The organism is Arthrobacter sp. 05T423, assembly GCF_056396245.1.
In genome coordinates, this window is the sequence record NZ_JBFTLC010000014.1 from 81329 (window position 1) to 102808 (window position 21480).

General features: G+C 67.7%; 18 protein-coding genes. 7 read left to right on the forward strand and 11 right to left on the reverse strand.

The window, feature by feature from the left end; genetic code table 11:
• Positions 1-212: 212 nt before the first annotated feature.
• The 4 genes from exaC to AC1DFE_RS12455 all read right to left on the reverse strand — a co-directional run bounded on the left by exaC (position 213) and on the right by AC1DFE_RS12455 (position 6174).
• Positions 213-1736, reverse strand: coding sequence for an acetaldehyde dehydrogenase ExaC (exaC, locus tag AC1DFE_RS12440; protein WP_476906181.1), 1524 nt, complete (start codon positions 1734-1736; stop codon positions 213-215).
• 208 nt (positions 1737-1944) lie between these two features.
• Positions 1945-3321, reverse strand: a complete 1377-nt coding sequence (locus AC1DFE_RS12445) for a GAF domain-containing protein (RefSeq protein ID WP_476906182.1) — start codon at positions 3319-3321, stop codon at positions 1945-1947.
• 243 nt (positions 3322-3564) lie between these two features.
• Positions 3565-5001 (reverse strand): FAD-dependent oxidoreductase, encoded by a 1437-nt coding sequence (locus AC1DFE_RS12450; RefSeq protein WP_476906183.1) that lies wholly within the window; start codon positions 4999-5001, stop codon positions 3565-3567.
• A gap of 174 nt (positions 5002-5175) precedes the next feature.
• Positions 5176-6174 carry a DNA topoisomerase IB gene (locus AC1DFE_RS12455; protein WP_476906184.1) on the reverse strand — a complete coding sequence of 333 codons (999 nt, stop codon included), beginning with the start codon at positions 6172-6174 and terminating at the stop codon, positions 5176-5178.
• A gap of 116 nt (positions 6175-6290) precedes the next feature.
• On the opposite strand from AC1DFE_RS12455, the gene rarD reads away from it, so the two are divergent.
• Positions 6291-7364 carry an EamA family transporter RarD gene (gene rarD / locus AC1DFE_RS12460; RefSeq protein WP_476906185.1) on the forward strand — a complete coding sequence of 358 codons (1074 nt, stop codon included), beginning with the start codon at positions 6291-6293 and terminating at the stop codon, positions 7362-7364.
• 85 nt (positions 7365-7449) lie between these two features.
• Here rarD and AC1DFE_RS12465 read toward each other — a convergent pair whose 3' ends face one another.
• From AC1DFE_RS12465 to AC1DFE_RS12475, 3 genes are all read right to left on the reverse strand, one after another.
• Entirely contained in the window at positions 7450-8316 is an 867-nt protein-coding gene (locus tag AC1DFE_RS12465) for a universal stress protein (RefSeq protein ID WP_476906186.1), read from the reverse strand.
• 284 nt (positions 8317-8600) lie between these two features.
• On the reverse strand, positions 8601-9956 hold the full coding sequence (gene gabT / locus AC1DFE_RS12470; protein WP_476906187.1) for a 4-aminobutyrate--2-oxoglutarate transaminase: 1356 nt from the start codon (positions 9954-9956) through the stop codon (positions 8601-8603).
• Positions 9957-10038: 82 nt separating this feature from the next.
• Positions 10039-11469: an aminobutyraldehyde dehydrogenase gene (locus tag AC1DFE_RS12475; RefSeq protein WP_476906188.1), complete on the reverse strand. Its 1431-nt coding sequence runs from the start codon at positions 11467-11469 to the stop codon at positions 10039-10041.
• Positions 11470-11610: 141 nt separating this feature from the next.
• Here AC1DFE_RS12475 and AC1DFE_RS12480 point away from each other — a divergent pair, with 141 nt between their 5' ends.
• On the forward strand, positions 11611-13047 hold the full coding sequence (locus AC1DFE_RS12480) for a PucR family transcriptional regulator (protein WP_476906189.1): 1437 nt from the start codon (positions 11611-11613) through the stop codon (positions 13045-13047).
• Positions 13048-13090: 43 nt separating this feature from the next.
• On the opposite strand, the gene AC1DFE_RS12485 is transcribed toward AC1DFE_RS12480, so the two are convergent.
• The 3 genes from AC1DFE_RS12485 to AC1DFE_RS12495 are packed head-to-tail and all read right to left on the reverse strand — an operon-like array spanning position 13091 to position 15989.
• Positions 13091-13774, reverse strand: a complete 684-nt coding sequence (locus AC1DFE_RS12485) for an alpha/beta fold hydrolase (RefSeq protein WP_476906190.1) — start codon at positions 13772-13774, stop codon at positions 13091-13093.
• Positions 13775-13777: 3 nt separating this feature from the next.
• On the reverse strand, positions 13778-14227 hold the full coding sequence (locus AC1DFE_RS12490; RefSeq protein WP_476906191.1) for a DUF1003 domain-containing protein: 450 nt from the start codon (positions 14225-14227) through the stop codon (positions 13778-13780).
• 52 nt (positions 14228-14279) lie between these two features.
• Positions 14280-15989 (reverse strand): CYTH and CHAD domain-containing protein, encoded by a 1710-nt coding sequence (locus tag AC1DFE_RS12495; protein WP_476906192.1) that lies wholly within the window; start codon positions 15987-15989, stop codon positions 14280-14282.
• Positions 15990-16131: 142 nt separating this feature from the next.
• Here AC1DFE_RS12495 and AC1DFE_RS12500 point away from each other — a divergent pair, with 142 nt between their 5' ends.
• Positions 16132-17382 carry an MFS transporter gene (locus tag AC1DFE_RS12500; protein WP_476906193.1) on the forward strand — a complete coding sequence of 417 codons (1251 nt, stop codon included), beginning with the start codon at positions 16132-16134 and terminating at the stop codon, positions 17380-17382.
• A 6-nt stretch (positions 17383-17388) separates the two neighbouring features.
• Positions 17389-18069, forward strand: a complete 681-nt coding sequence (locus AC1DFE_RS12505; RefSeq protein WP_476906194.1) for a FadR/GntR family transcriptional regulator — start codon at positions 17389-17391, stop codon at positions 18067-18069.
• A gap of 108 nt (positions 18070-18177) precedes the next feature.
• Here the strand turns inward: AC1DFE_RS12505 and AC1DFE_RS12510 are convergent, their stop codons facing one another.
• A complete protein-coding gene (locus AC1DFE_RS12510) occupies positions 18178-18711 on the reverse strand; it encodes a hypothetical protein (RefSeq protein WP_476906195.1) in 534 nt (177 codons plus the stop codon).
• A 167-nt stretch (positions 18712-18878) separates the two neighbouring features.
• Here AC1DFE_RS12510 and AC1DFE_RS12515 point away from each other — a divergent pair, with 167 nt between their 5' ends.
• The 3 genes from AC1DFE_RS12515 (at position 18879) to AC1DFE_RS12525 (ending at position 21414) form a co-directional block, all read left to right on the forward strand.
• A complete protein-coding gene (locus AC1DFE_RS12515) occupies positions 18879-19169 on the forward strand; it encodes a hypothetical protein (protein WP_476906196.1) in 291 nt (96 codons plus the stop codon).
• 111 nt (positions 19170-19280) lie between these two features.
• Positions 19281-20006, forward strand: coding sequence for a DUF1206 domain-containing protein (locus tag AC1DFE_RS12520; protein WP_476906197.1), 726 nt, complete (start codon positions 19281-19283; stop codon positions 20004-20006).
• Between the two features lie 34 nt (positions 20007-20040).
• On the forward strand, positions 20041-21414 hold the full coding sequence (locus AC1DFE_RS12525; protein WP_476906198.1) for an SRPBCC family protein: 1374 nt from the start codon (positions 20041-20043) through the stop codon (positions 21412-21414).
• Positions 21415-21480: the final 66 nt, after the last annotated feature.

Here is a 21480-nt window from a genome sequence, read left to right on the forward strand (position 1 = left end):
ATCCTTGCGTCGTTGAAGCGATGTTTCGAGTGGTGCGGGAGGGGTGCTGCTGCCTTCCTGAGGGGTGGCCAGGGCGGTTCTTCCGCCGCGGTGCGGGCGGGAAGCATGGTGCGGGCGGGGACGGATGGAGCTGATCCGCCCCCGCCCGGGCTGGGGGCGCCTGGAGTGGGGCGCGAGGGCCCCGGCGTGGCGACGGAGTCGCCGGCTCGGCCCTAGAAGAAGCCGAGCTTGTTTTCGCTGTAACTGACCAGGAGGTTCTTGGTCTGCTGGTAGTGGTCCAGCATCATGGCGTGGTTCTCGCGTCCGATGCCGGAGGACTTGTAGCCGCCGAACGCGGCGCCGGCCGGGTAGGCGTGGTAGTTGTTGACCCAGACGCGCCCGGCCTGGATCTCCCGGCCTGCCCGGTACGCGACGTTGCCGTTGCGGGACCAGACGCCGGCGCCGAGGCCATAGAGGGTGTCGTTGGCGATGCCCATGGCGTCGTTGTAGTCGCTGAAGCGGGCCACGGACACCACGGGGCCGAAGATCTCCTCCTGGAAGATGCGCATCCGGTTGTGTCCTTCGAAGATCGTGGGCTGGACGTAGTAGCCGCCGGCGAGGTCGCCGGACAGTTCAGCGCGGGCGCCGCCGGTGAGTGCCTTGGCGCCCTCCTGCTTTCCGATGTCGATGTAGGAGAGGATCTTCTCCAGCTGGTCGTTGGAGGCCTGCGCGCCGATCTGGGTTTCGGTGTCCAGTGGGTTGCCCTGGATGATCTTCTCGGTCCGGGCCAGGGCATCGGCCATGAAGGAGTCATAGATGCCCTCCTGGACCAGGGCGCGGGACGGGCAGGTGCAGACTTCGCCCTGGTTGAACGCAAACAGCGCGAACCCTTCCAGTGCCTTGTCGTAGAACGCGTCGTTGGAGTCGGCGACGTCGTTGAAGAAGATGTTCGGGCTCTTGCCGCCGAGTTCCAGCGTCACGGGGATCAGGTTGTTGGAGGCGTACTGGCTGATCAGCCTGCCGGTGGTGGTCTCGCCGGTGAAGGCGATCTTGCGGATCCGCGGGCTGGAGGCCAGGGGCTTGCCCGCCTCGACGCCGAAGCCGTTGACCACGTTGACCACGCCTGCCGGCAGCAGGTCGCTGAGCAGTTCCATCAAAACCAGGATGGACGTCGGCGTCTGTTCCGCGGGTTTGAGGACGACGGCGTTGCCCGCCGCGAGCGCTGGCGCCAGCTTCCAGACGGCCATCAGGATGGGAAAGTTCCAGGGGATGATCTGGCCCACGACGCCGAGCGGCTCGTGGAAGTGGTACGCCGTGGTGTCGTCGTCGAGCTGCGACAGCCTGCCCTCTTGAGCCCGTACAGCGGAGGCGAAGTAGCGGAAGTGGTCGGCCGCCAGAGGGATGTCCGCGTTCAGGGTTTCGCGGACGGGCTTGCCGTTGTCCCACGATTCGGCGACAGCCAGCATTTCGAGGTTCTCGTCGATCCGGTCGGCAATCTTGTTCAGGATGGCGGCGCGCTCGGCGACGGAGGTCTTGCCCCAGGAGGGGGCCACCTTGTGGGCGGCGTCGAGTGCCAGTTCGATGTCCTCGGCAGTACCGCGGGCCACCTCGCAGAACGGTTTGCCGGTGACCGGGGTGATGTTCTCGAAGTACTGGCCCTTCACGGGTGCAACCCACTCGCCGCCGATCCAGTTCTCGTAGCGGTCCTTGAACGTGACCTTCGAACCTTCGGTGCCTGGCTGTGCGTAAACGGTCATTGCTAGCTCCTTTGCTGTGCAACACGGAGGCGATTTGTCATGGTGATCGCCGATGCATCGAGCCTAGGAGCGGGCAGGTTGCAGCCAGGTTGCAATAAAGTGACCCGGGTCACGAGGGTTGATTGGGTGAGGGTGGGCCCACGCCTGCCGGGTTCCCTGGCCGAGCTTGCGAGGTTAGGGAGCAGCAAGGTTAGGGAGCAGGTGGGGATTAGGCGCGCAGTTCGGTTTCCAGCCGCTCCAGATCGGCGACGACGGCGGCCCGCTTGGGCGAGCGCGGCGGCAGGAGCTTCAGCGCGGCGCGGCGGACGTCGACGTCGTCCGCGGCCTCCGCCAGTTCGGCGTACTTGAGCAGCGACTCGGCGCTGCCGTCCGTCAGGACAGCCTCGCGCAGCAGTGCGGACACCCGGTTCCGGAGCTCGACGACGCCGGGCGCCTCCGAGCGGGGGAGGACGGCGCCGCGGTAGATGTCCAGGGCGATCCGGTGGGCGCCGCGCTGCAGGCAGGTGAGCACCTGGCTGCTGTCCGGCAGGAGATCGATCGACAGCCTGTACGGCCTGGACTCAGGCACCGCGGCGGGGTTCAGCTGCTGCAGGACCTTCCGGAGGCGTACCATCTCGGCCCGCAGGGTGACCGTGGACCCGTCCCCAAGGTACAGGAGGACGCTCAGTTCCTCGGCGCTGAGGCCGTCCGGGCGCGTGCTGAGCAGGGCCAGGATCTCGCTGTGCCGGGCGGACAGCACCAGGCTCCGGCCCTCGATGCTGAGCAGGGCCTGGTCGCGGCCCAGCAGCTGCAGGCTGTTGCGGTACAGGCTGCCTTCCCGCGCAGTACCGCCGGCCGCCCCGGATCCGACGTGCCGCCGTCGTGCCTTAACGCGTTCCTGGGCAGCTGCGAGCTGTAGGCGTTCGATGCGCAACTGCGCCTGGGCCGCCGCCACGGTGGCCTCCACGAGGGAGAGCGTGTGCGGCGCGACGGCCGCCTCCGTGCCCGTGATGTCCACGACCCCCAGCAGCGCGCCGGAGTCGGGGTCCTGGAACGGCACCGCCGTGCAGCTCCACGGGTGGACGGACCGTTTGTAGTGCTCGGCGCCGGAAATCTGGATGCCGCGGCCCAGGGCGAGCGCCGTCCCGGGGGCGCTGGTCCCCACAGTGGCCTCCGACCAGTCGGCGCCGGGAACGAACATCATGCCCTCGGCCCGGCTGCGCGCGCCGGGATCACCTTCCACCCAGAGGAGGCGGCCCACCTCGTCGCCGACCGCAACCAGCAGGCCGCTGTCATGGCTGGGCCGGATGAGGAGCTTCTGGATCACAGGCATGATGGCAGCCAAGGGGTGCTGGCGCCGGTATTCCTCCAGCTGGTCCGCGGCAATGGCCAGCGGGGCCTCGGGGTTATCGGGGTTGGCCCGCAACTTGGCGGACCGCTGCCATGATTCGCGGATCAGGCGGCGCAGGCCGGGAATCTCTTCGGCATCGGGGAACGCTTCGCTCTGCACATGGCTGTCCAGGAATTCATGGCCGGCCAGGGCGCGGCGCTGCACCAGCACCGAATCCTCGGTTCCGGGTGCCGTCGGCTGGATCAGGTTCTTCATCGAACTCCCACTCGCCCAAACGCTTGCCCGCGACAGTCTAGTCCAGCAACCCGGCCCGCAATAGGGGGCGGCCAGCGGGGCGGAGGAGCCGCCGTCGTGCTCCTCGCGCCCGAGTTTTTGTCCAGATAACGCGCGTTGAAACGTGCCAAACGGCCATTATCTGGACAAAAACTCGTCACCCAAGGGGCTGCTTCGTCGCGGGTCCCGCAGCCTGGGTGGTGGTGGGCGCTTCGGGGGTGGCTGTCAGGCGCGGGAGATCTGGATCATCTCCTCGCGCGGCACCACCTTGATGCGTTCGCGCACGACGCCGTCGACTGCGGCCGCCGATTCATTCCACGACGCGCCGAGTGCGGCCTCGTAGGCGTTCAGCTTGTTCCAGCCTTCCCACGTGGTGTACTCGATGCCGCGCTCCTCGAGCAGATCGATGATCGCCTGCGGGTCCGGGTTCTGCGCCGGCGGCAGGGTGAGCCTGTCCTCGAGGAGGAAGCCGATGGTCTCCAGGGCGTCGCCCTTCGTGTGCCCGATCAGGCCGACCGGCCCGCGCTTGATCCAGCCCGTGGTGTAGATGCCGGGGACGGGGTTGCCGTCAGCATCGAGGACCCGGCCGCCCTCGTTGGGGATGACCCCGCGCTTCGCGTCGTACTCCAGTTCGTCCAGCGCGGAGCCGTGGTAGCCGATGGCCCGGTAGACGGCCTGCACCGGGTAGTCGATGAACTCGCCGGTCCCCTTGACGTTGCCGGTGCCGTCCAGCTGCATGCGCTCAAACTTGATGCCGGCAACCTTGCCGGACCCGCCGTCGTCGTATATCTCGACCGGGCTGTGCAGGAAGTGCAGGTGCAGGCGGCGGGAGGACGGCTGTTCAGCCTCGGCGTGCTCCTCGACCAGCCAGTTGGTCATGGTGTTCACCATGGTCTTGGTCTGGTTGTTGCTCCGGATCGCGTCGTCGGAGGCCTCGTCGAATTCGAAGTCCTCCGGGTACAGCACGATGTCGACGTCGCGGGCGTGGCTGAGTTCGCGCAGCTCCAGCGGGGTGAACTTCACCTGGGCGGGGCCGCGGCGGCCGAAGACATGCACGTCGGTGACCGGCGAGTTCTTCAGGCCCTGGTAGACGTTGTCGGGGATCTCGGTGACCAGGAGTTCGTCGGCGTGCTTCACCAGCATCCGCGCCACGTCGAGGGCCACGTTGCCGTTGCCGATGACCGCAATTTCCTTGGCGTCGAGCGGCCATTCCCGCGGGACGTCCGGGTGCCCGTCGTACCAGGACACGAAGTCGGCGGCGCCATAGGAGCCGTCGAGGCCGATGCCGGGGACCTCCATCTCGGCGTCCTTGATGGCGCCGGTGGAGAAGATGACGGCGTCGTAGAAGGCGCGGAAGTCGTGCAGCGTGAGGTCGCGGCCGTAGGTGACGTTGCCCAGGAACCGGATGTCACCGCGGTCCAGGACCTTGTGCAGGGCGTTGACGATGCCCTTGATGCGCGGGTGGTCAGGGGCCACGCCGTAGCGGATCAGGCCGTAGGGGGCCGGGTAAGCCTCGAAGAGGTCGATGCTGACCTCAAAGTCGCCGTCCTTGACCTCGTTGGACTTGGTCAGGATGTCCGCGGCGTAGACGCCGGCGGGTCCGGCGCCGACGATCGCGACGCGGAGCGGGCGCTTGGCCGTGGATTCAGCTGTGTTGGACACCGTAAGCCCTTCCGGAACGGGAGACCACGCCCCATCGGCGCGCAGTTTTCAATTCTAATTGTCCGTTCGGCCGCCGCCCTACCCGTGACGGCGCACGGCGGTCCGTGGCGTGCCGGGTCCCGGGACGTGCGCTCTGGGACGCGGCCGTCGCCACCGCCCCCGCGACCTCTCCCGTCAGCCGCTCTTCCGCAGCGGCACCACGTCACCCTCGCGGTACAGCAGCGCCCGCAGCTCCGACTCCGCCGAATCGAGCCGCTTGGGATCGATGGTCTCCCCGGCGGCGAAGTGGTCCAGCACCCGGGGGTCCACGTAGCTCTTGCGCGCGATCGACGGCGTGTTCCCCAGCACCGCCGCCGCCTCCATCATGGCCACGCTGATGGCACGCTTCCGTTTTCCCTCCGTTTTCTGCGGCCCGCTCCGGGCAAGGCTGACGGCGGCCGCGGTGGTGCCGCGCAGGGTCCGGAAATCCTTCGCGGTGAAGTCATCGCCGGTGCGTTCCTTCACATAGGCGTTGATGTCGGCACTGGTGACGGGGTGCCACGTCCGGCCATTCTTATAGGCCAGCAGCCGCGCATTGGCGCCGCGCCGTTTCAGCGTCCGGGCCAGCGCGGCAAGGTCCGGGTCCGCGATGAGGGACTCCCAGGTTTTTCCGCTTTTGGCGGGGAAACTGAGATGCAGGCAGTCCTTGCGGACGTGGACGTGGGCGCAGAGCAGGGTGGCAAGACCATGGCTGCCGTTTTCGTTGGTGTACCGCTCCGACCCCACCCGCAGGGAGCCCGTGTCCAGCATTCTGAAAGCGGCGGCCAAAACGCGCTGGCGGGTGACGCCGTCGGACCTCAAATCCAAGGTGACCAGCCGGCGGGCGGTGGGCAGCGATTCGGCGAGCTGGAGCGCGCGGTCGAATTTCACCCGGTCTTTCCGTTCCCGCCACTCCGGGTGGTAGATGTACTGCCGGCGGCCCACGGCGTCCAGCCCCGTGGCCTGGATGTGCCCGTTGTCGAAGGGCGCTATCCACACGTCCGTCCAGGCGGGTGGAATGCCGATGCTCTCCAGCCGGTCCCGGACCGGCCCGGGCGGAAGCGTGGAGCCGTCCAGGTCCCTGTAGCTGAACCCGGTACCGGCCCGCACGCGCCGGTAGCCGCGGCCGGAGGCGTTGCTGTGGCGGAGCCTCATGGTGCCGCTGCCCTGCGCTGAGTCGTACCCATAATGGAAAGCCTACTGACTAATTCATGGCTGTAGGCAACTTTTTGGTTCGGGCCAAACGGAATACTGCTCCTTAAGATGATGTTATGGACCTTGTGCCTACCCCCGACGGATCCGTCTCCTCCGCTGTTCCGGCTGCCACTTCACCCGGCGCCGCGCCCTCGGGCGTGACCAGCCCCGGGGCACCGCAGCCCGGGAAGGCCGGGACACCCGGGGGGCCCAAGGCGGTGGACAAGGAGACGACGGCGGGAGTCCTGTTCGGCGTCGGCGCTTACGGCCTGTGGGGGCTGCTTCCGCTCTACTTCTTCGTTTTGCAGCCGGCGGGTGCCGTGGAAATCGTGGCCAACCGGGTGGTGTGGTCGCTGATTTTCTGCGCCCTCCTGATCACGGTGACCCGGGCGTGGCGCGTGTTGGGCGCTGCCCTGCGGAACCGCTCGGTGCTCGGAACTCTGGCGGGCGCGGCCGGCCTCATCGCGGTGAACTGGCTGACGTACACGTACGGTGTCACCACCGGGCAGGCGGTCGAGGCCTCCCTTGGCTACTTCATCAACCCGCTCGTGTCAGTGCTCCTCGGCGTGTTCGTCCTGAAGGAGACGCTCCGGCCGCTGCAGTGGGCCGCCGTCGGAATCGGTTTCATCGCCGTCGGGGTGTTGACCGTGTCCTATGGGAAACTGCCGTGGATTGCCCTGACCCTGGCCGTCAGTTTCGGGCTGTACGGGTTCGTGAAGAAGCGGGTGGGGCCGCGTGCCGACGCCGTCACCAGCCTCACCGTGGAGACGATCGTCCTCACTCCCCTGGCCGCGGCCACCATGATTTTCCTCGCGGTGAGCGGCAATGCCTCGCTGACGGCGCACGGCCCCGGGCACTTCTGGCTGCTCCTGGCATCCGGCGTCATCACGGCCGTGCCGCTGGTGTTCTTCGGCGCCTCCGCCCGCCGGCTGCCCATGACCACCATCGGGCTGCTGCAGTACTTCGCGCCGGTGCTGCAGTTCATCGTGGCACTGGTGGTGTTCCGCGAGGCCATGACGGTGGACCGGTGGATCGGCTTCGGCGTCGTGTGGCTCGCCCTGCTGGTGCTCACGGTGGACATGCTGGCCGCAACTCGCAAGAGCTCGGCGGCCAAGCGGCTCGCGCGCAGGGAAGCGCAGGCGGGCACTTAAGCCCGCAGGCGCAGCGCGAGCAGACACTGAAGCCCCTTCGCGAGGGGCCCCGAATGTCCGTTCGCGCTCGGAAGTTCAGGATGGATCAGGGGGCCGAGTCCGCGCGGTCATGGTCGCGCGGCACAACAACCATCGGCACCGGCAGGGCCCGCAATACCTTGTTGGCGGTGCTCCCGAGGAACATCCGGTTCTTTTCGGCCAGGCGCGAGGAGCCCACAATGAGGATCTCGCCGTCGTCCCATTCGAGCCCGTCGATGGCTTCCTCAATGGAACGGCCATGGGCGACGGCGACGCTGACCTCGTGACCGGCGGGCACCTTCCCCGAAGCTGCCGTCAGGACGGTGTTCGCGTGGATGTGCGCGGCGTTGATGGCCTCCCCCGCGTCCCCGGCGGCGTCGAGTTCCACGAGCGACACCAGCCGCAGCGGCACGCCGCGCCTCTTGGCAGCCCTGATGCCGGTTTCGATTGCAGCCTCGGCGCCCGCACGTTGCCCGACGGCCAGCGTCAGACGGGTGACGGGTGCCGTCCGCTGATAGCCGCGCGGCGCGAGAGCCACCGGGACCGGCGATGCATGCAGCAGTGCATTGGCCACGCTGCCCACCGTGTAGCGCTTGAACAGGCCCGCGCTGGCGGCGCCCACGGCAATGAGTCCGGCTTCGAATTCCACCGCCGCCTCGATGAGCCCGGCCGCGAAGGAATCGGCCTCGCGGACATGGAATTTCGCGGGCAACCCTTCCGGAACCAAGGCGAGGCCCTCCCGTTCGGCCGTCAGCACCTCCTGCTCCGCGGCGCTGATCCGGCTGCCCTCCGGGTTCAGGGCCACATACGGAGTGCCCGGCTTCACCACATAGACCAGGTCCAGTTCGGCGCCCTGCGCCAGGGCCAGCGATGTGGCCAAAGCGACGGCGTCCGCGCCCCGCTCGGTAGGTGTGTAACCGACTACGTATCGCATGCGAAACCCCTCTTTGGGTAGTGCAGACCGATGCCCGGCTCCCGGCGGCGCCCTGGCCTGCGGCGTGAAGTGCAGTGGTGAGGACGACTCTACCGCGGCGCTACCGCCGGTGGGCGGGAACACGGCGGAGAGTGCGACGGCGGCAACGACGACGGCGGGCCGGGCACCTTTGGTACCCGGCCCGCCGTCGTCGTACGGCCTCAAAGCGCGAACTGGCAGCTACTGCCCTGTTCCTGGCGTTTAGAGGGCATGACCTGCCGGTTCGCGCAGAAGAAGCGGTGGAACTACGCGCTTGCCTTGATGGCCGCGGCCAGGACTTCCAGGCCGTCCAGCAGCAGCTCGTCGCTGATCACCAGCGGCGGCAGCAGGCGGATGACATTGCCGTACGTTCCACAGGTGAGGATGATGACGCCTTCCTTAAGGCAGGCGGCGGCAACGGCCTTGGTGAGCTCCGGGTTCGGTTCCTTCGAGCCGGCCTGGACCAGTTCAATGGCGAGCATGGCGCCGCGGCCGCGGATGTCGCCGATCACCGAGACCTCAGCTGCGAGCTCGCGCAGCTTGCCGAAGGACAGTTCCTCGATGTGCTTGGCACGGGCGTTGAGGTGGTACTCCTGCATGGAGCCGATGGAGGCCAGCGCGGCGGCGCATGCCACCGGGTTGCCGCCGTAGGTGCCGCCGAGGCCGCCGGCGTGGACTGCGTCCAGCAGGTCCGCGCGGCCGGTGATGGCGGACAGCGGCATGCCGCCGGCGATGCCCTTGGCCATGGTGATGATGTCCGGAACGATGCCTTCGTGGTCCACGGCGAACCATTCGCCGGTGCGGCAGAAGCCGGACTGGACCTCGTCCGCGATGAACACGATGCCCTTTTCCTTGGCCCAGGCGGACAGCGCCGGCAGGAAGCCCTCGGCCGGAACGATGAAGCCGCCCTCGCCCTGGATCGGTTCGATGATGATCGCGGCCACCTGGTCGCCGCCGATCTGCTTTTCGATCGCGGTGATGGCGCGCTTGGCGGCCTCGGCACCGGTGATCTCCGGGTTCTCCTCGCGGAACGGGTAGCTCATGGGCATGCGGTAGACCTCGGGCGCGAACGGGCCGAAGTTGGTCTTGTACGGCATGGCCTTGGCGGTCAGCGCCATGGTCAGGTTGGTGCGGCCGTGGTAGGCGTGGTCAAAGGCGACGACGGCGTCCCGGCCGGTGGCCAGGCGAGCCACCTTGATGGCGTTTTCCACGGCTTCGGCGCCGGAGTTGAACAGGACCGTGCGCTTCTCGTGGGTCCCCGGGGTGAGCCGGTTCAGCTGCTCGGCGACCGCGACGTAGCCCTCGTAGGGGGTGACCATGAAGCAGGTGTGGGTAAAGTGCTCCACGGCCTCCTTCACGGCACCGACGACGGCGGGATCGGACGCTCCGACGCTGGTCACCGCGATGCCCGAGCCGAGGTCGATGAAGGCGTTGCCGTCAACGTCGTGGATGATGCCGCCGTCGGCGTCTGCGACGTAAACCGGGACGCTGGAGGCAACACCGGCGGCGACCACTGCCTTACGGCGTTCGGTCAGGGCGACGGACTTGGGGCCCGGGAAGTCCGCCTGGACGCGGCGCTTCTGCTCGAGGCGGTAGGTGATTTCGTTGGCGGTGGTGGTCATGGCGTTTCTTTCTTTACTGATTGGGGCCACGCCGGCCGGGTTCCCTGGCCGAAGCGGAGCGAGGTTAGGGCGCCGGTGGGGACTAGGCATCAAGGGCGGACATGACGTGCTTGATGCGCGTGTAGTCCTCGACGCCGTACATGGAGAGGTCCTTGCCGTAGCCGGACTGTTTGAAGCCGCCGTGGGGCATTTCGGCGGTGAGGAGAATGTGCGTGTTGATCCAGACTGCACCAAAGTCGAGGTCGCGGCTCAGCCGCATGGCCGTGCCGTGGTCGCTGGTCCAGACGCTGGACGCCAAGGCGTATTCGACGTCGTTGGCCAGGTCCACGGCTTCCTGTTCGGTGCTGAACTTCTGCACGGTGATGACGGGGCCGAAGGTTTCCTTCTGCACGATGTCGTCCGCCTGCTTGGCGCCGGTGATGATGGTGGGCTCGAAGAAGAACCCCTTCTCGCCGGCGCGGTGGCCGCCGGTCTCAATCCGGCAGTGCGCGGGCAGCGAGTCCACCACGGAGCTGACTGCCTTGAAGTGGTTGACGTTGTTCAGCGGTCCGAAGTAATTGTCTTCGTCGTTCTGGGAGCCTGTGTGCAGGGTCTTGGTGTGTTCCACCATGGCTGCCACGACGTCGTCGTGCACGGAGTCCTCCACCAGGACACGGGTGATGGCCGTGCAGTCCTGGCCGGCGTTGAAGAATGCAAACTCGGCGATGGCCGCGGCGCTCTTCTTGATGTCGGCGTCCTTGAAGACGATGGCCGGGGCCTTGCCGCCCAGTTCCAGGTGGGCGCGCTTGAGGCCCTTCGCCGCGCCCGCGGCGACGGCGATGCCGGCGCGGACGGACCCGGTGATGGACACGAGGCCCGGGACCTTGTGTTCCACCATCAAAGCGCCGGTTTCGCCGGTGCCGAGGATGACGTTCAGGACGCCGGCCGGCAGGATGTCCGCGGCCAGGCGCGCCAGGACCAGGGTGGATTCGGGCGTCGTGTCCGACGGCTTGAGGACCACGGTGTTGCCGGCGGCGAGCGCGGGGCCGATCTTCCAGATGGCCATCAGGAACGGGTAGTTCCACGGCGCCACCTGGGCCACGACGCCGATCGGCTCGCGCCGGACAAAGGAGGTGTGGCCTTCGAAGTATTCTCCGGCGGACTTGCCTTCGAGGATGCGGGCGGCACCTGCGAAGAAGCGCAGCTGGTCGGCGCCTGCGGCCACTTCCTCGGACGCGATCAGCGAACGGACCTGTCCGGTGTTGCGGTGCTGCGCGTCGACAATTTCGTCGCTGTTGGCCTCGATGGCATCGGCGAGCTTGAGCAGCATGAGCTGCCGCTGGCCGGGGGTCACGTGCTTCCAGCTCTTGAAGGCGTCCTTGGCGGCGGCCATGGCGGCGTCGACGTCTGCCTCTACGGATACGGGCGATTTGGCCACCACGTCGCCGGTCACGGGGTTCACGATGTCCAGCAGGCCTGTGCCGGCAGGCGTGACGAACTCGCCGTTGATGAAGTTCTGCAAGGTTTGAACCACGGTGTACAACCTCTTTCGTCCTGAATGTGTGATGCGGCTGACTCGAGCCTATTCCAGCCCGACACCGCGGGGAATAGCCACCTGCACACCCTTGAAGCAAGCCTTTAGTGCGATCGGCCAGCCTCCCGCTACCCTTGTCCCATGGCAATTTCCCTCGCGGCGCTGCTGGCCGTGCAGTCTCTGGGACTCAAGAAATCCAGCCTCGCAGAGACCACCTCGCACCAGGACATCCGCTGGGTCGCGGTCACCGAACTGGAGGACCCGCAGCGCTTCCTCAACGGCGGCGAACTGGTGCTGACCACCGGGCTGCGGATGAAGAGTGCACCGGAACAGCGCCGCTTTGTCCGCCAGGTCCAGCGCGCCGGCGCCGTGGGCATCGGGTTCGGCGTGGGGCTCTCGCACGACGCCGTTCCGCCGGCTTTGGTCGCGGAGGCGAACCGCTGGGGACTGCCGGTGGTCGAGGTGCCGTACGGCACCCCGTTCATCGCGATCAGTAAGCTCGTGGCTGACGCGCAGTCCGCGGACCATTACGCGAAGCTCGAGCGGCTCATTGCCGGGCACCAGATTCTGGCCCGCGCGCTGCTGACCGGCGGCGGGCTGGCCGAACTCCTGCGGCACCTTGGCGGCATGCTCCGCACCGAGATAGCGCTCTCCCAGTTCACGGCCCAGCTGTACAACAGCGGCAGCGAACCGCCGTCCGCCGATTCCTGGACCACGTACCCCATCCCCACCGGCCGCCGCGATGCGTGCACGCTCTGGGTGAAGCAGCCGTTCGAGGATTCCGGCATCATCGGCTACGCGCAAAACCTCATCAGCGTGGAGCTCAACAACATGGTAAAACAGCGCCAGGCCGAACGGGCGCTGTGCGGGCAGGTTCTCGAGGACGTTATCCACGGGACCCTGGACCCCAGCGAGGCGCAGCGCCGCCTGGCCGGGACGGGCATCAACAGCACGCGCAAGAACGTGGTGATTTTGGCCGGCTCCGAGGCGCACCACAAGCAGCTGGTCAGCTCCTCACTGCCGCAGGCCCTGGAGAACGCGGTGACCGCCGTCGTCGGAAAGGACCTGGTGACGGTGGTGGCCGACGACGGACGCGGCGCCACAGCGATGGCCAGGAGCCTCAGCGACCACCTCGCCGAGGCCGGCATCCACGCGACCATCGGCATCGGCGGCGCCTACACCAAGCCCAACGGCCTGCGCTGGAGCTACTTCGAGGCGCGCGACGCCGCCAGCCACGGGCTGCCGGTGAACGAGCCCGAACGGCTGAGCCTGACCTCCCTGCTCCTGGCGAGCGAGGACGTGCCGCTTTCTGACATGGCGAACGAATCGCTGGACCCGCTCCGGAGCTTCGATGCCGCCCACGGCGCCGAACTGATCGCCACACTGGAGAGCTACCTGAACAACAACGGCTCCGTTGCCGCCGTCGCCGAGGCCCTCACCCTGCACCGGAACACCGTCCGCTACCGGCTGGCGCAGATCACCGAGCTCACCGGGTACGACCCCTCCGTCACCGCGGACCGGGTGCAGCTGTGGCTCGCCCTGGCGGTGGCCCGGCTCGGGGCGCGGCACGCCGGCTGAACCGGCTGAGCCGGCTGAGCCCGCTCGGGGCGGTCACCGCCCGTCAAAGGGCCTCGCGGGCAAAGCCATCCAGCCGAAGTGCGAGTTCAGCAGGGTTGCTCAATGCGACCAGGTGTCCGCCCTGGATTTCGTCAATGCCAAGGCCGAGCCGGGCCCGGACCACGCGGCGTTGAAAGTCCACCGGGAAGAAGCGGTCATCGCGGCCAATCAGCACCTTTGTCGGCACGTCGGGCCACCGGTCGATCCCGCAGGGCTGCCCGAACGGCGTGCCCGATGGAGCGCGTTGCTCGCCGGCGCCCGCGGCAACTACCTCCGCGGGAACGTCGTGGAGGAAGTGCACGCGTTCATCAAAATCGCCGCTGCGTCCGTTCAGCCTGTCGTTGAGCTCGAGTGCCTGAGGCTGGCCGGTGGCGTCCCACCACTCGCCGGGCGTCTCACCGGGAAGAGGGACCATCGGATTGAGCAGGACAATCAGCTCCACCGGTACCCGCCACGCGACAACCGGGACCGTAAAGGCGCCCAGGGATTGGCCCACGAGAACCACGTTGCGGAGATCACCGATGGCCGCGACCACGGTGTCGGCGTAGTCGGGCAGTCCCAGACGGGAGTCGTCCTCGCGGATATCGACCGCAATGGCGCGGTGCCCCAGCCGTTCCAGTTCCGGAACCAGCCGATGCCAATACCAGCCTGCTCCCCCGGCGCCCGGGGCAAGGACGAAAGTGGCCATTTGTCAGCCTGTGCTTCCGTGAGGGTTGTCCTTGGCATCTCCGGGGTTTGAGCTGCTGCGCATAGCCCGTAGCTCCCGGAGCAGCTCCAACTGCTGCCTGTTGATGGTCATCAGTTGTTCGATTTGTTCTTCGGCACGGACGTCCGTTTCGAAGTCGTGCTGGGCCATCGCCGATGCGATGGCGTCCTGCCGTTTTGCAGCAATCAGCAGGATCGCGCCCTGCAAACCGGCCAGCATGGACAGGAAAAGATTGAGCAGAATGTAGGGATAGGGGTCCCACGCCCGCCCTGCGAGCACGTAGGAATTCACCATGGCCCACAGCCCCATGAATGCGATGAAAAACCCCACGAACGTCCAGCTGCCCATGCCGTTGCGAAGCCCGTCAGCCGCTCTCTCGCCGGCGCTCAGGGAGGCCTTATGCCGCCTGTGCCAGGTATCTCTGGTCTCGCTCATGGGGCCAGAATAAGCCTCTGCTTCCGTAATGCGGGATAACTCTCGGGCTTCGCTATCCCAGCCCGCGCCGAATGAGTTTCCGGGACTTCCGGTGGGCCTTGCGGTACTTGGCTTCGGCTTTGGCGGCGCTCTTCTGCTCCCGTTGCAGGAGCGAACCGTAGGCTGCGGCCACCGGCTCCGGCAGGTCTGGGCCGCCGGCGAGTTTCCCCAGGAAGACCCGCGCCATCACGCTGTCATGGTGGTCACCGAGGATCTTCTGCTGCTTGTGCGCGGCCTTGGCGAGCCGTGCCGCGCGCTTGCCGAAGACGGGGTCGACAGTCTCGGCCGCGTGACGCAGCCGCTTGGCATCCTTCCGCACCTGGTGCAGCGCCGTTTCCTGCGCCGTGGGCTCTTTGAGCTCCATGCCCGGCTTTTCGCCGGCTCCGTCCTTTGCCCGCGACGCCGCCTTGTGGGCGCGGCGCAGCCGTTTGGCCGACCTGCCCACAAGCTTGCGGGCGGCCTTGCCCGCAGGCGCCGACGCGGCTGGCCGCACGGGCGGGTGGTCACGGAAGTCCTCGAGGTCGTCAAGGAGACGGAAGTAGCGGTCGGTCAGGAGCACCTCCTGCGTCTTGCGGTAGCCGGCGTCCAGCCTGATGCCCAACTCCCGCTCGACGCGCCGTTGCACGTCGTCGGCCGCCTCCCCCTGAGGGAGCTTGCCGGCATTCGTGCGCAGCCGGTCCAGCATGACTTCGGCGTCCCGCGGCGTGCCGAGAATCCGGCCCAGCCACTTGAGCTCGTCGCGCAGCCTGCCCACCGCACCGCCGCTGTAAAGCTTCCCGTAGACCGCGAGGGCAGACCGCACCCGGCGCGTGGCCGAGCGCATCGCATGGACCGCATCCGGCTCCTCCAGCCGCACGCGGCCGTCATTGGCCAGGAGCTCGCTGATCTGCTGCGCCAGGTAGGAACTGACGACGGCGGACGCCGGCCACTTCTTGCCGGGTTTCCCTGCGCCGGGCTGCTTTACGCTGCCTTCGGTTGCGGCCGGGCCTTCAGTTCCTGCCGGGCCGAACGCTTCCGTGCCTTGAACTTCCGCTCCCTGCGCTGCCGGCTGCACCTCCCCCAGTACGCGCCGGAGCTTGGACTCGTGGGCTGACGGCCTGGCGCCGGCCGCAGCCAGGACCGATGCGGCCGCTGCAAACACCCCGGGCTGGCCGTGAACCAGTTCGAGTTCCCACTCGCGCCAGTGCTGCTTTTGACCGGCGGACCCATCTGCCGGGTTCCGTCCCGCCCCTTGAAGAAGCTCGGCGTCGACGGTGTCGTCGGCGAAGTCTGCGAGGTGCACGCCGTCGTCCCCGTACAGGGCATGGGTGGTGCGCCGCGTGTTCAGCCTGGCCACGGGCACGGGGTCCGATCCCCGGAGGTAGGCGTGCAGGTAGGCAAGCAGCTCGTCGGGAACGACGTCGGCCTGGCCCAGCGGAGCGTGGATCTCCCGGCGCGCCCCCGGCGTTTCCGACGACGCGGAGGCGTCCCCGGCCTCGGCCCCGGCCCCGGCCTCGGGTGGCAGTTTCACCTGCCAGCCGGCATCGGCACCGCCGCTGCGGCGCCGCAGGGTGATGCGGCGGGAGGCAAGGACCAGGTCCTCTGTGTCAAAATAGACGGCCTCCAGTTCAGCCTGGTGGGGATCGCCCACGCGGCCCACCCCGGGTATGGCGGCGAGGTCGGGCAGCGCTGCGGCGGCGTCGACGTCGTACTTTTTCTCCGTTTCAAGGCCTTCGGCGGTCATGGCCGGACGGCGTCCTTTCCCTTTGGCGGGATCCTGCTCGTGATGCGCTTGCTGGCCTGAGTCTATGCCCGGGCCGGAAGGGCCCGCGAGAGCTTCCCCACAAAACTCTAGACATCAAACGTCAAACGTCTAACGTTGAGGGATGGCGACCACCTCCTCAGCACCTACAGCCACGGCCACCTGCACACCAAAGCCGCGCGCCGCCGTCGTCGCCGGCGTCATTGCCCTGGTCCTCATCGGCCTGAACCTGCGGGCCGGCATCACCGGCGCGTCGGCCCTGCTGCACGACCTGCAGCAGGTACTGGGCTACGGGCCGCTGGTCGCCTCGCTCATTCCGTCCATTCCCACGCTGTGCTTCGCGGTGGCCGGGGCCGCAACGTCATGGCTGACCGGGAAGCTCGGCGTCGAGAAGGCCATCCTGCTGTCGCTCGGCCTGCTGGCGGCCGGACTGCTGGTCCGAGGCATTCCCACCACCGGCATGCTGGTGGTGGGAACGGTCGTGGGCATGTCCGGGCTGGCCGTCTGCAATGTCTCCATGCCGTCCTTCATCCGCGAGCACTTCGCCGCGCGCACCTCGCTGATGACCGCGGTCTACACGGTGACCATGACCAGCGGCGCCACCGTCATGGCCGTGGTGGTTGTCCCCCTGTCCCAGGCGCTGGGGTCGCCGTCGGCCGGGCTGGGTTCCATCGGAATCCTCGCCCTGTCCGCCTTCCTGGGCTTCCTCCCGGTCACCTTGCACGCCCACCGCAACGCTGTCCGGAAAGCCGCCGGACACATCTCCCCGTGGCCGCTGCTGCGCACCAAGACCGGGCTGCTGCTCACCGGCATCTTTACCCTGCAGGCACTGCTCGCCTATGCGCTGCTGAGCTGGTTCCCCTACATGCTCACCACAATGGGCCTCAGCGCCACCGACAGCGCCCTCATGTTCGGCGTCATGCAGCTCGTCTCGGTGCCGGCCGGCATGACCCTGATCGCCATCGGTTCCCGGCCACGGATGCTGCGCCCGGCCGTCTACATGGCCACCCTCACTATGACGGCCGGCATTGCCGCGCTCCTCTTTTTCCCCGTTTCGCTGGCCGTCGTCCCCGCGGTGCTGCTGGGCTTCGGCCTGGGCATTTTCCCCCTGGTCATGGTGATCATCAGCCGCAGCGGCAGGAACACCGCGGAAACCACGGCACTGTCCACGCTGGCGCAGTCCACCGGGTATCTGCTGGCCACCGTCGGACCATTCGGCATGGGCCTGCTGCACAGCACCACGGGCAACTGGACGCTGCCGCTGGCGCTGCTCCTGGTCATCGCCGTGGTGCAGATCGTCGTGGCACACCTGCTCAGCAGCGTCCGCGCCACTGGAGTGAGCGCCTCCACCAACGCTGCCGGAATGAAAGAATAGGACGCCATGACCCTGAGCACGTCGCACCGGCTGCCACTGGCGGACGAAGTCACCGCCAAGCTCCGCGGGATGATCCAGACAGGCGAGTGGCCGCTGCAGCAGCGCATCCCGTCCGAAACCGAGCTCATGACCGGGCTGGGCGTGTCCCGTGGGACGCTCCGGGAAGCTGTCAAGGCGCTGGCCCACAGCGGGATGTTAGAGGTCCGCCGGGGCGACGGAACCTACGTCCGCGCCACCAGCGAAATCTCCGGAGCCGCGCGCCGGCTATACAAGGAACACACGGACGAACACGTCCTCGAGGTCCGTGTGGGGCTGGACACCCAGGCGGCCCGCCTCGCGGCCAGGAATGCAACGGCCGACGACGTCGCCGCCCTGCGCGCGCTGCTCACCGAGCGTGAGGACGCCTGGAACGCCGAAGACTACGCCCGCTGGGCCCGTGCTGACTGGGGCTTCCACGAGTGGGTGGCGCAGGCTTCCGGGAACCCGCTCCTGCACGAGCTGTATGTCAGCTTCGGCGACGTGTTCCACAACGACCTGCTGAAGCAACACCGGCGCCCCGGATTCAACGGCCTTCCGCACGCGGGCCACGGCGATCTTGTGGACGCCGTCGAAGCGCACGACGGCGATGCGGCCGTGGCCAGCGTGCACCGGAACCTCAACTCCTGCGCGGAGTGGCTGCGGGAGTAACGGGCTTTCGCCGGCCGCTTCGCCCCACCAGGGCGATCCGCGCCCGACGGCGGCCGGGCACTTGGGTGCCCGGCCGCCGTCGGGCGTTACTTGCCTTGACGGGTACCGTCAGCGCAGGCCCTTAAAGACATTCTTGGGCCGCTGCATCTCGCCGTGCTTGGCGCCAAGGACGATGACCCAGGCGGCAAAGGCCGGGATAGTCCACTGCAGCACCTTCAACTGCTTCTGCGCCGACTGCAGCTTGGCCGAAGACCCGGGCCGGGGCTCGGTGGCGCCCTCGGCACCCTCTTGGGCCAGCTTGTCCACCTTCTTCCCCAGAACGCCTGCGTACAGGGTGACCGCTGCTCCCGCCACCGTGACGGCCGTCTTGTAGACGGTGTCCGCAGCCACGCCCTCCTGCTTGGCGATCCGCTCCTTGTTTTCCAGCGCAATGAACAGGTCCGCCACCAGGTGGGTTGCGAAGGCTGCCGTCTGGACCGGAGCCCATTTCATCCAGCCGCGGCTCGAGAGGCGCGTGCGCTCGGCCGGGTCCTTCGCCTCGGCGGTGGCCCCATTGAGGCCGACCGCACCCATCAGCGAGCCGCCAAACCAAGCCGCAGCCGTGAGGTCATGAACAGACCGTGCAAAAAGATTTCCAGCCATGATGTCCTTCCTAATACGAGAGGTTCAATCCGGAACAGTGGCTCCCGCGGACCCTGCGTTCAGGTGCCCGCGAGCCGTACCAAAGACCTGGTCCCCACATGGTAAGCACACTTACTAACGTTACGGTAGCCCGTAATATCAACAGGTCTGTGCGTAAAATCAACGCCATGGGATCAACAGGAACGCTGTTCGGCTGGGCATTCGGCGACTCCGAACGCGAGGACGACCAGGCATACGTGGACGGGCTGAAGCGCGAGGCGCTGGCCAACGCAACGCAGGCCGCCAAGAGCAAGGGCTTCGATGTGGAATCGGCGTCGGAAGTATTCACCGTCCTCAGCGCCGGTGACGCCCTCGTCGACATCGACACGGCACCCGACGACCTCGTGGTGCGCTGCACGGTAAAGCTCGTGGGTGAGGGTGCCGAGCGCATCCACGCCGAAGGGCCGATGAACGGCTAACCGGAGGGCACCACGGACAAGGACTCGACGATCAGCGAGGCGGCCGACGCCGCGGAGGCTGTTTCGAACACCAAAGCGCTCGACGTCGTCGCGCGTTCAGGTTTTGCTGTGATGGCTTTGCTGCACATCATTCTCGGCGGAATCGCAATTGCCCTGGCCCTGGGGCACCCCGGGGAAGCCGAGCCCACAGGCGCCATCGAGCAGCTGTCCGCCAATCCCTGGGGTCCCGCCGTCATGTGGGCCTGCCTCATCGCGTGTGCCGGGCTCGCCCTCTGGCAGCTAAGCGAGGCCACACTCCGGGCCCGCCACCTGCCGCGCAAGGAACGGATCGGGAAGCTGATCTCCTCCGGCTTCCTCGCGGTCGCCTACGGCAGCGTCGGGTTCAGTTTCGGCGGCTTTGCGGTTGGGCTCCGCGGCGATTCCGGCGAGTCCACGCGGGACGTGAGCGCGGCCCTGCTCAGCAACCCCTTCGGCGCGGTGATCCTCAGCGCCCTTGGCCTGACCGTCATCGGCGTGGGTATCTACTTTGTGGTAAAGGGCTTCCGTCGTGGCTTCAAGGAGGAGCTCTTCCACTTTGACGGCACGCGCCGGGGCAGGATCATCGATTCCCTCGGTGTGACCGGCCATGTAGCCAAAGGGATCGCGCTGTTCCTTTCCGGGCTGCTCTTCGCCATCGCCGCCGCCAAGCACACCCCCGAAGAGTCGACCGGCCTCGACGGCAGCCTGAAGGCCCTGCGCGACCACGAGTACGGGCCTTACCTGCTGTTTGCCATCGGCGCAGGCTTCATTTGCTACGGCATCTTCGCCCTGGTCCGGTCCAGGTTCGGGAGGATGTAGCCATGGGAAGGGTCCAGTCATGGGAGAGCGACACATGAGTAAACGATTCAGCGGGGATCCGGGCGGGGCGCCACATCGGGCGCCCAACCGGGCGGCCGAGTTCGCCGGGCGCGGTTTTGCCGCGGCGTTCCGGGCCATCAAGGCTGTGCGCCCTGTCCGCCCCATTCATCCGCGGGGCATCAGCCTGGTAGGGGAACTGACCCTCACCGGCGCCGCGGGCCGCGCATCAGCGGGCCTTCCGGCATCCAGCGGAATCAGCTGGCTCGACGACGCCGGCACGCGCCAGCTGCGCGGGCGCTTCTCCCGTTCGGTCGGCCTTCCTGAGTCGCTGCCGGACATACTGGGCCTGGCGCTGCGGGTCGCGTCCGGGGCTTCCGGTGCCAGCGGCAGCGGTGTCATCGCCGACGGCGACATCGGAGCCGACGGCGACAGTGCCGACGTCGGGGATGCCCACGTCGGGGATGTCCTGTTCGCCTCGACCGGCTGGGGCGTCCCTGGCCGCTTCGTGCTGCTGCCCAAGCTGGATGTTGCCACGGCCAGGTTCACCACGCTCATGCCGTACAAGGGTGGCGACGGCCCGGTCCTGCTGGGGCTGCGCACGCTGTCCCTGCCCGGGCGTGCGACCGGCCGGGCAGACACCGGGGGGAACTTCAAAGAGTCGCTGGCCACGGGAGCCTGGACCCTTGCGCTGTTCTACGCCAAGCCGGCAGGCCGTTGGGTTCAGGCGGGCGTGCTGCATCTGAGGGCGGCTCCCGACAACGCGGACACGGCCATCCGTTTCGACCCCTTGAAGCACCCGCTGCCCGGCGCGGGGACGTACCCCTGGGCCCGCCGGCTCCGGGAGCGTTCGTACCGCGTGGCCCGGCGCCCCGCTCGCCGCATCATTGGCGCCCCGGAGCCCGCCGGGTTCACAGCCGCATATCCCAACTCCCCCGGCCGCCGGAGTTCGGCCGACGAAAGGAACACCATGTCAACCGTCACGCAGGTCGTCAATTCACCCGCATCGGCAGTCTGGAAGGTGATAGCGGACGGCTGGCTCTATTCCGGCTGGGTGGTCGGTGCCTCGAGGATCCGCTCCGTGGACGGGCACTGGCCTGAGGTCGGCGCCCAGCTCCACCACTCCGTGGGCGCCTGGCCTCTGCTCATCAATGATTCGACCAAGGTGACGGCGGCCGATCCGGGGAGGCAGCTGGAAATGATCGCGCGCGGCTGGCCGATCGGCGAGGCCAAAGTGATCATCACCCTTGAGGACCTGGGCGGGCAGTGCCGGGTCACGATGACCGAGGACGCGGTCCGCGGTCCCGGCCTCGCGGTGCCCAAGGCCCTCCGCGATCCGATCATCACGGTGCGGAACCGGGAAACCCTGCAGCGCCTCGAGCTCATGGCCGCCGGCGGCGCTGGAGCTTAAAGCAACGCGGGGTCACTTAGCGCCCAATTTTCCATCAGGAATGGGCGCTAAGTGACCCCGCGTTGC

Bases quoted from the DNA above. Each gene is read 5' to 3' on its own strand.
- exaC (WP_476906181.1), bottom strand. From the start codon at position 1,736: ATGACCGTTTACGCACAGCCAGGCACCGAAGGTTCGAAGGTCACGTTC.
- AC1DFE_RS12445 (WP_476906182.1), bottom strand. From the start codon at position 3,321: ATGAAGAACCTGATCCAGCCGACGGCACCCGGAACCGAGGATTCGGTG.
- AC1DFE_RS12455 (WP_476906184.1), bottom strand. From the start codon at position 6,174: ATGAGGCTCCGCCACAGCAACGCCTCCGGCCGCGGCTACCGGCGCGTG.
- rarD (WP_476906185.1), top strand. From the start codon at position 6,291: ATGGACCTTGTGCCTACCCCCGACGGATCCGTCTCCTCCGCTGTTCCG.
- AC1DFE_RS12465 (WP_476906186.1), bottom strand. From the start codon at position 8,316: ATGCGATACGTAGTCGGTTACACACCTACCGAGCGGGGCGCGGACGCC.
- gabT (WP_476906187.1), bottom strand. From the start codon at position 9,956: ATGACCACCACCGCCAACGAAATCACCTACCGCCTCGAGCAGAAGCGC.
- AC1DFE_RS12480 (WP_476906189.1), top strand. From the start codon at position 11,611: ATGGCAATTTCCCTCGCGGCGCTGCTGGCCGTGCAGTCTCTGGGACTC.
- AC1DFE_RS12485 (WP_476906190.1), bottom strand. From the start codon at position 13,774: ATGGCCACTTTCGTCCTTGCCCCGGGCGCCGGGGGAGCAGGCTGGTAT.
- AC1DFE_RS12490 (WP_476906191.1), bottom strand. From the start codon at position 14,227: ATGAGCGAGACCAGAGATACCTGGCACAGGCGGCATAAGGCCTCCCTG.
- AC1DFE_RS12495 (WP_476906192.1), bottom strand. From the start codon at position 15,989: ATGACCGCCGAAGGCCTTGAAACGGAGAAAAAGTACGACGTCGACGCC.
- AC1DFE_RS12500 (WP_476906193.1), top strand. From the start codon at position 16,132: ATGGCGACCACCTCCTCAGCACCTACAGCCACGGCCACCTGCACACCA.
- AC1DFE_RS12505 (WP_476906194.1), top strand. From the start codon at position 17,389: ATGACCCTGAGCACGTCGCACCGGCTGCCACTGGCGGACGAAGTCACC.
- AC1DFE_RS12510 (WP_476906195.1), bottom strand. From the start codon at position 18,711: ATGGCTGGAAATCTTTTTGCACGGTCTGTTCATGACCTCACGGCTGCG.
- AC1DFE_RS12515 (WP_476906196.1), top strand. From the start codon at position 18,879: ATGGGATCAACAGGAACGCTGTTCGGCTGGGCATTCGGCGACTCCGAA.
- AC1DFE_RS12520 (WP_476906197.1), top strand. From the start codon at position 19,281: ATGGCTTTGCTGCACATCATTCTCGGCGGAATCGCAATTGCCCTGGCC.
- AC1DFE_RS12525 (WP_476906198.1), top strand. From the start codon at position 20,041: ATGAGTAAACGATTCAGCGGGGATCCGGGCGGGGCGCCACATCGGGCG.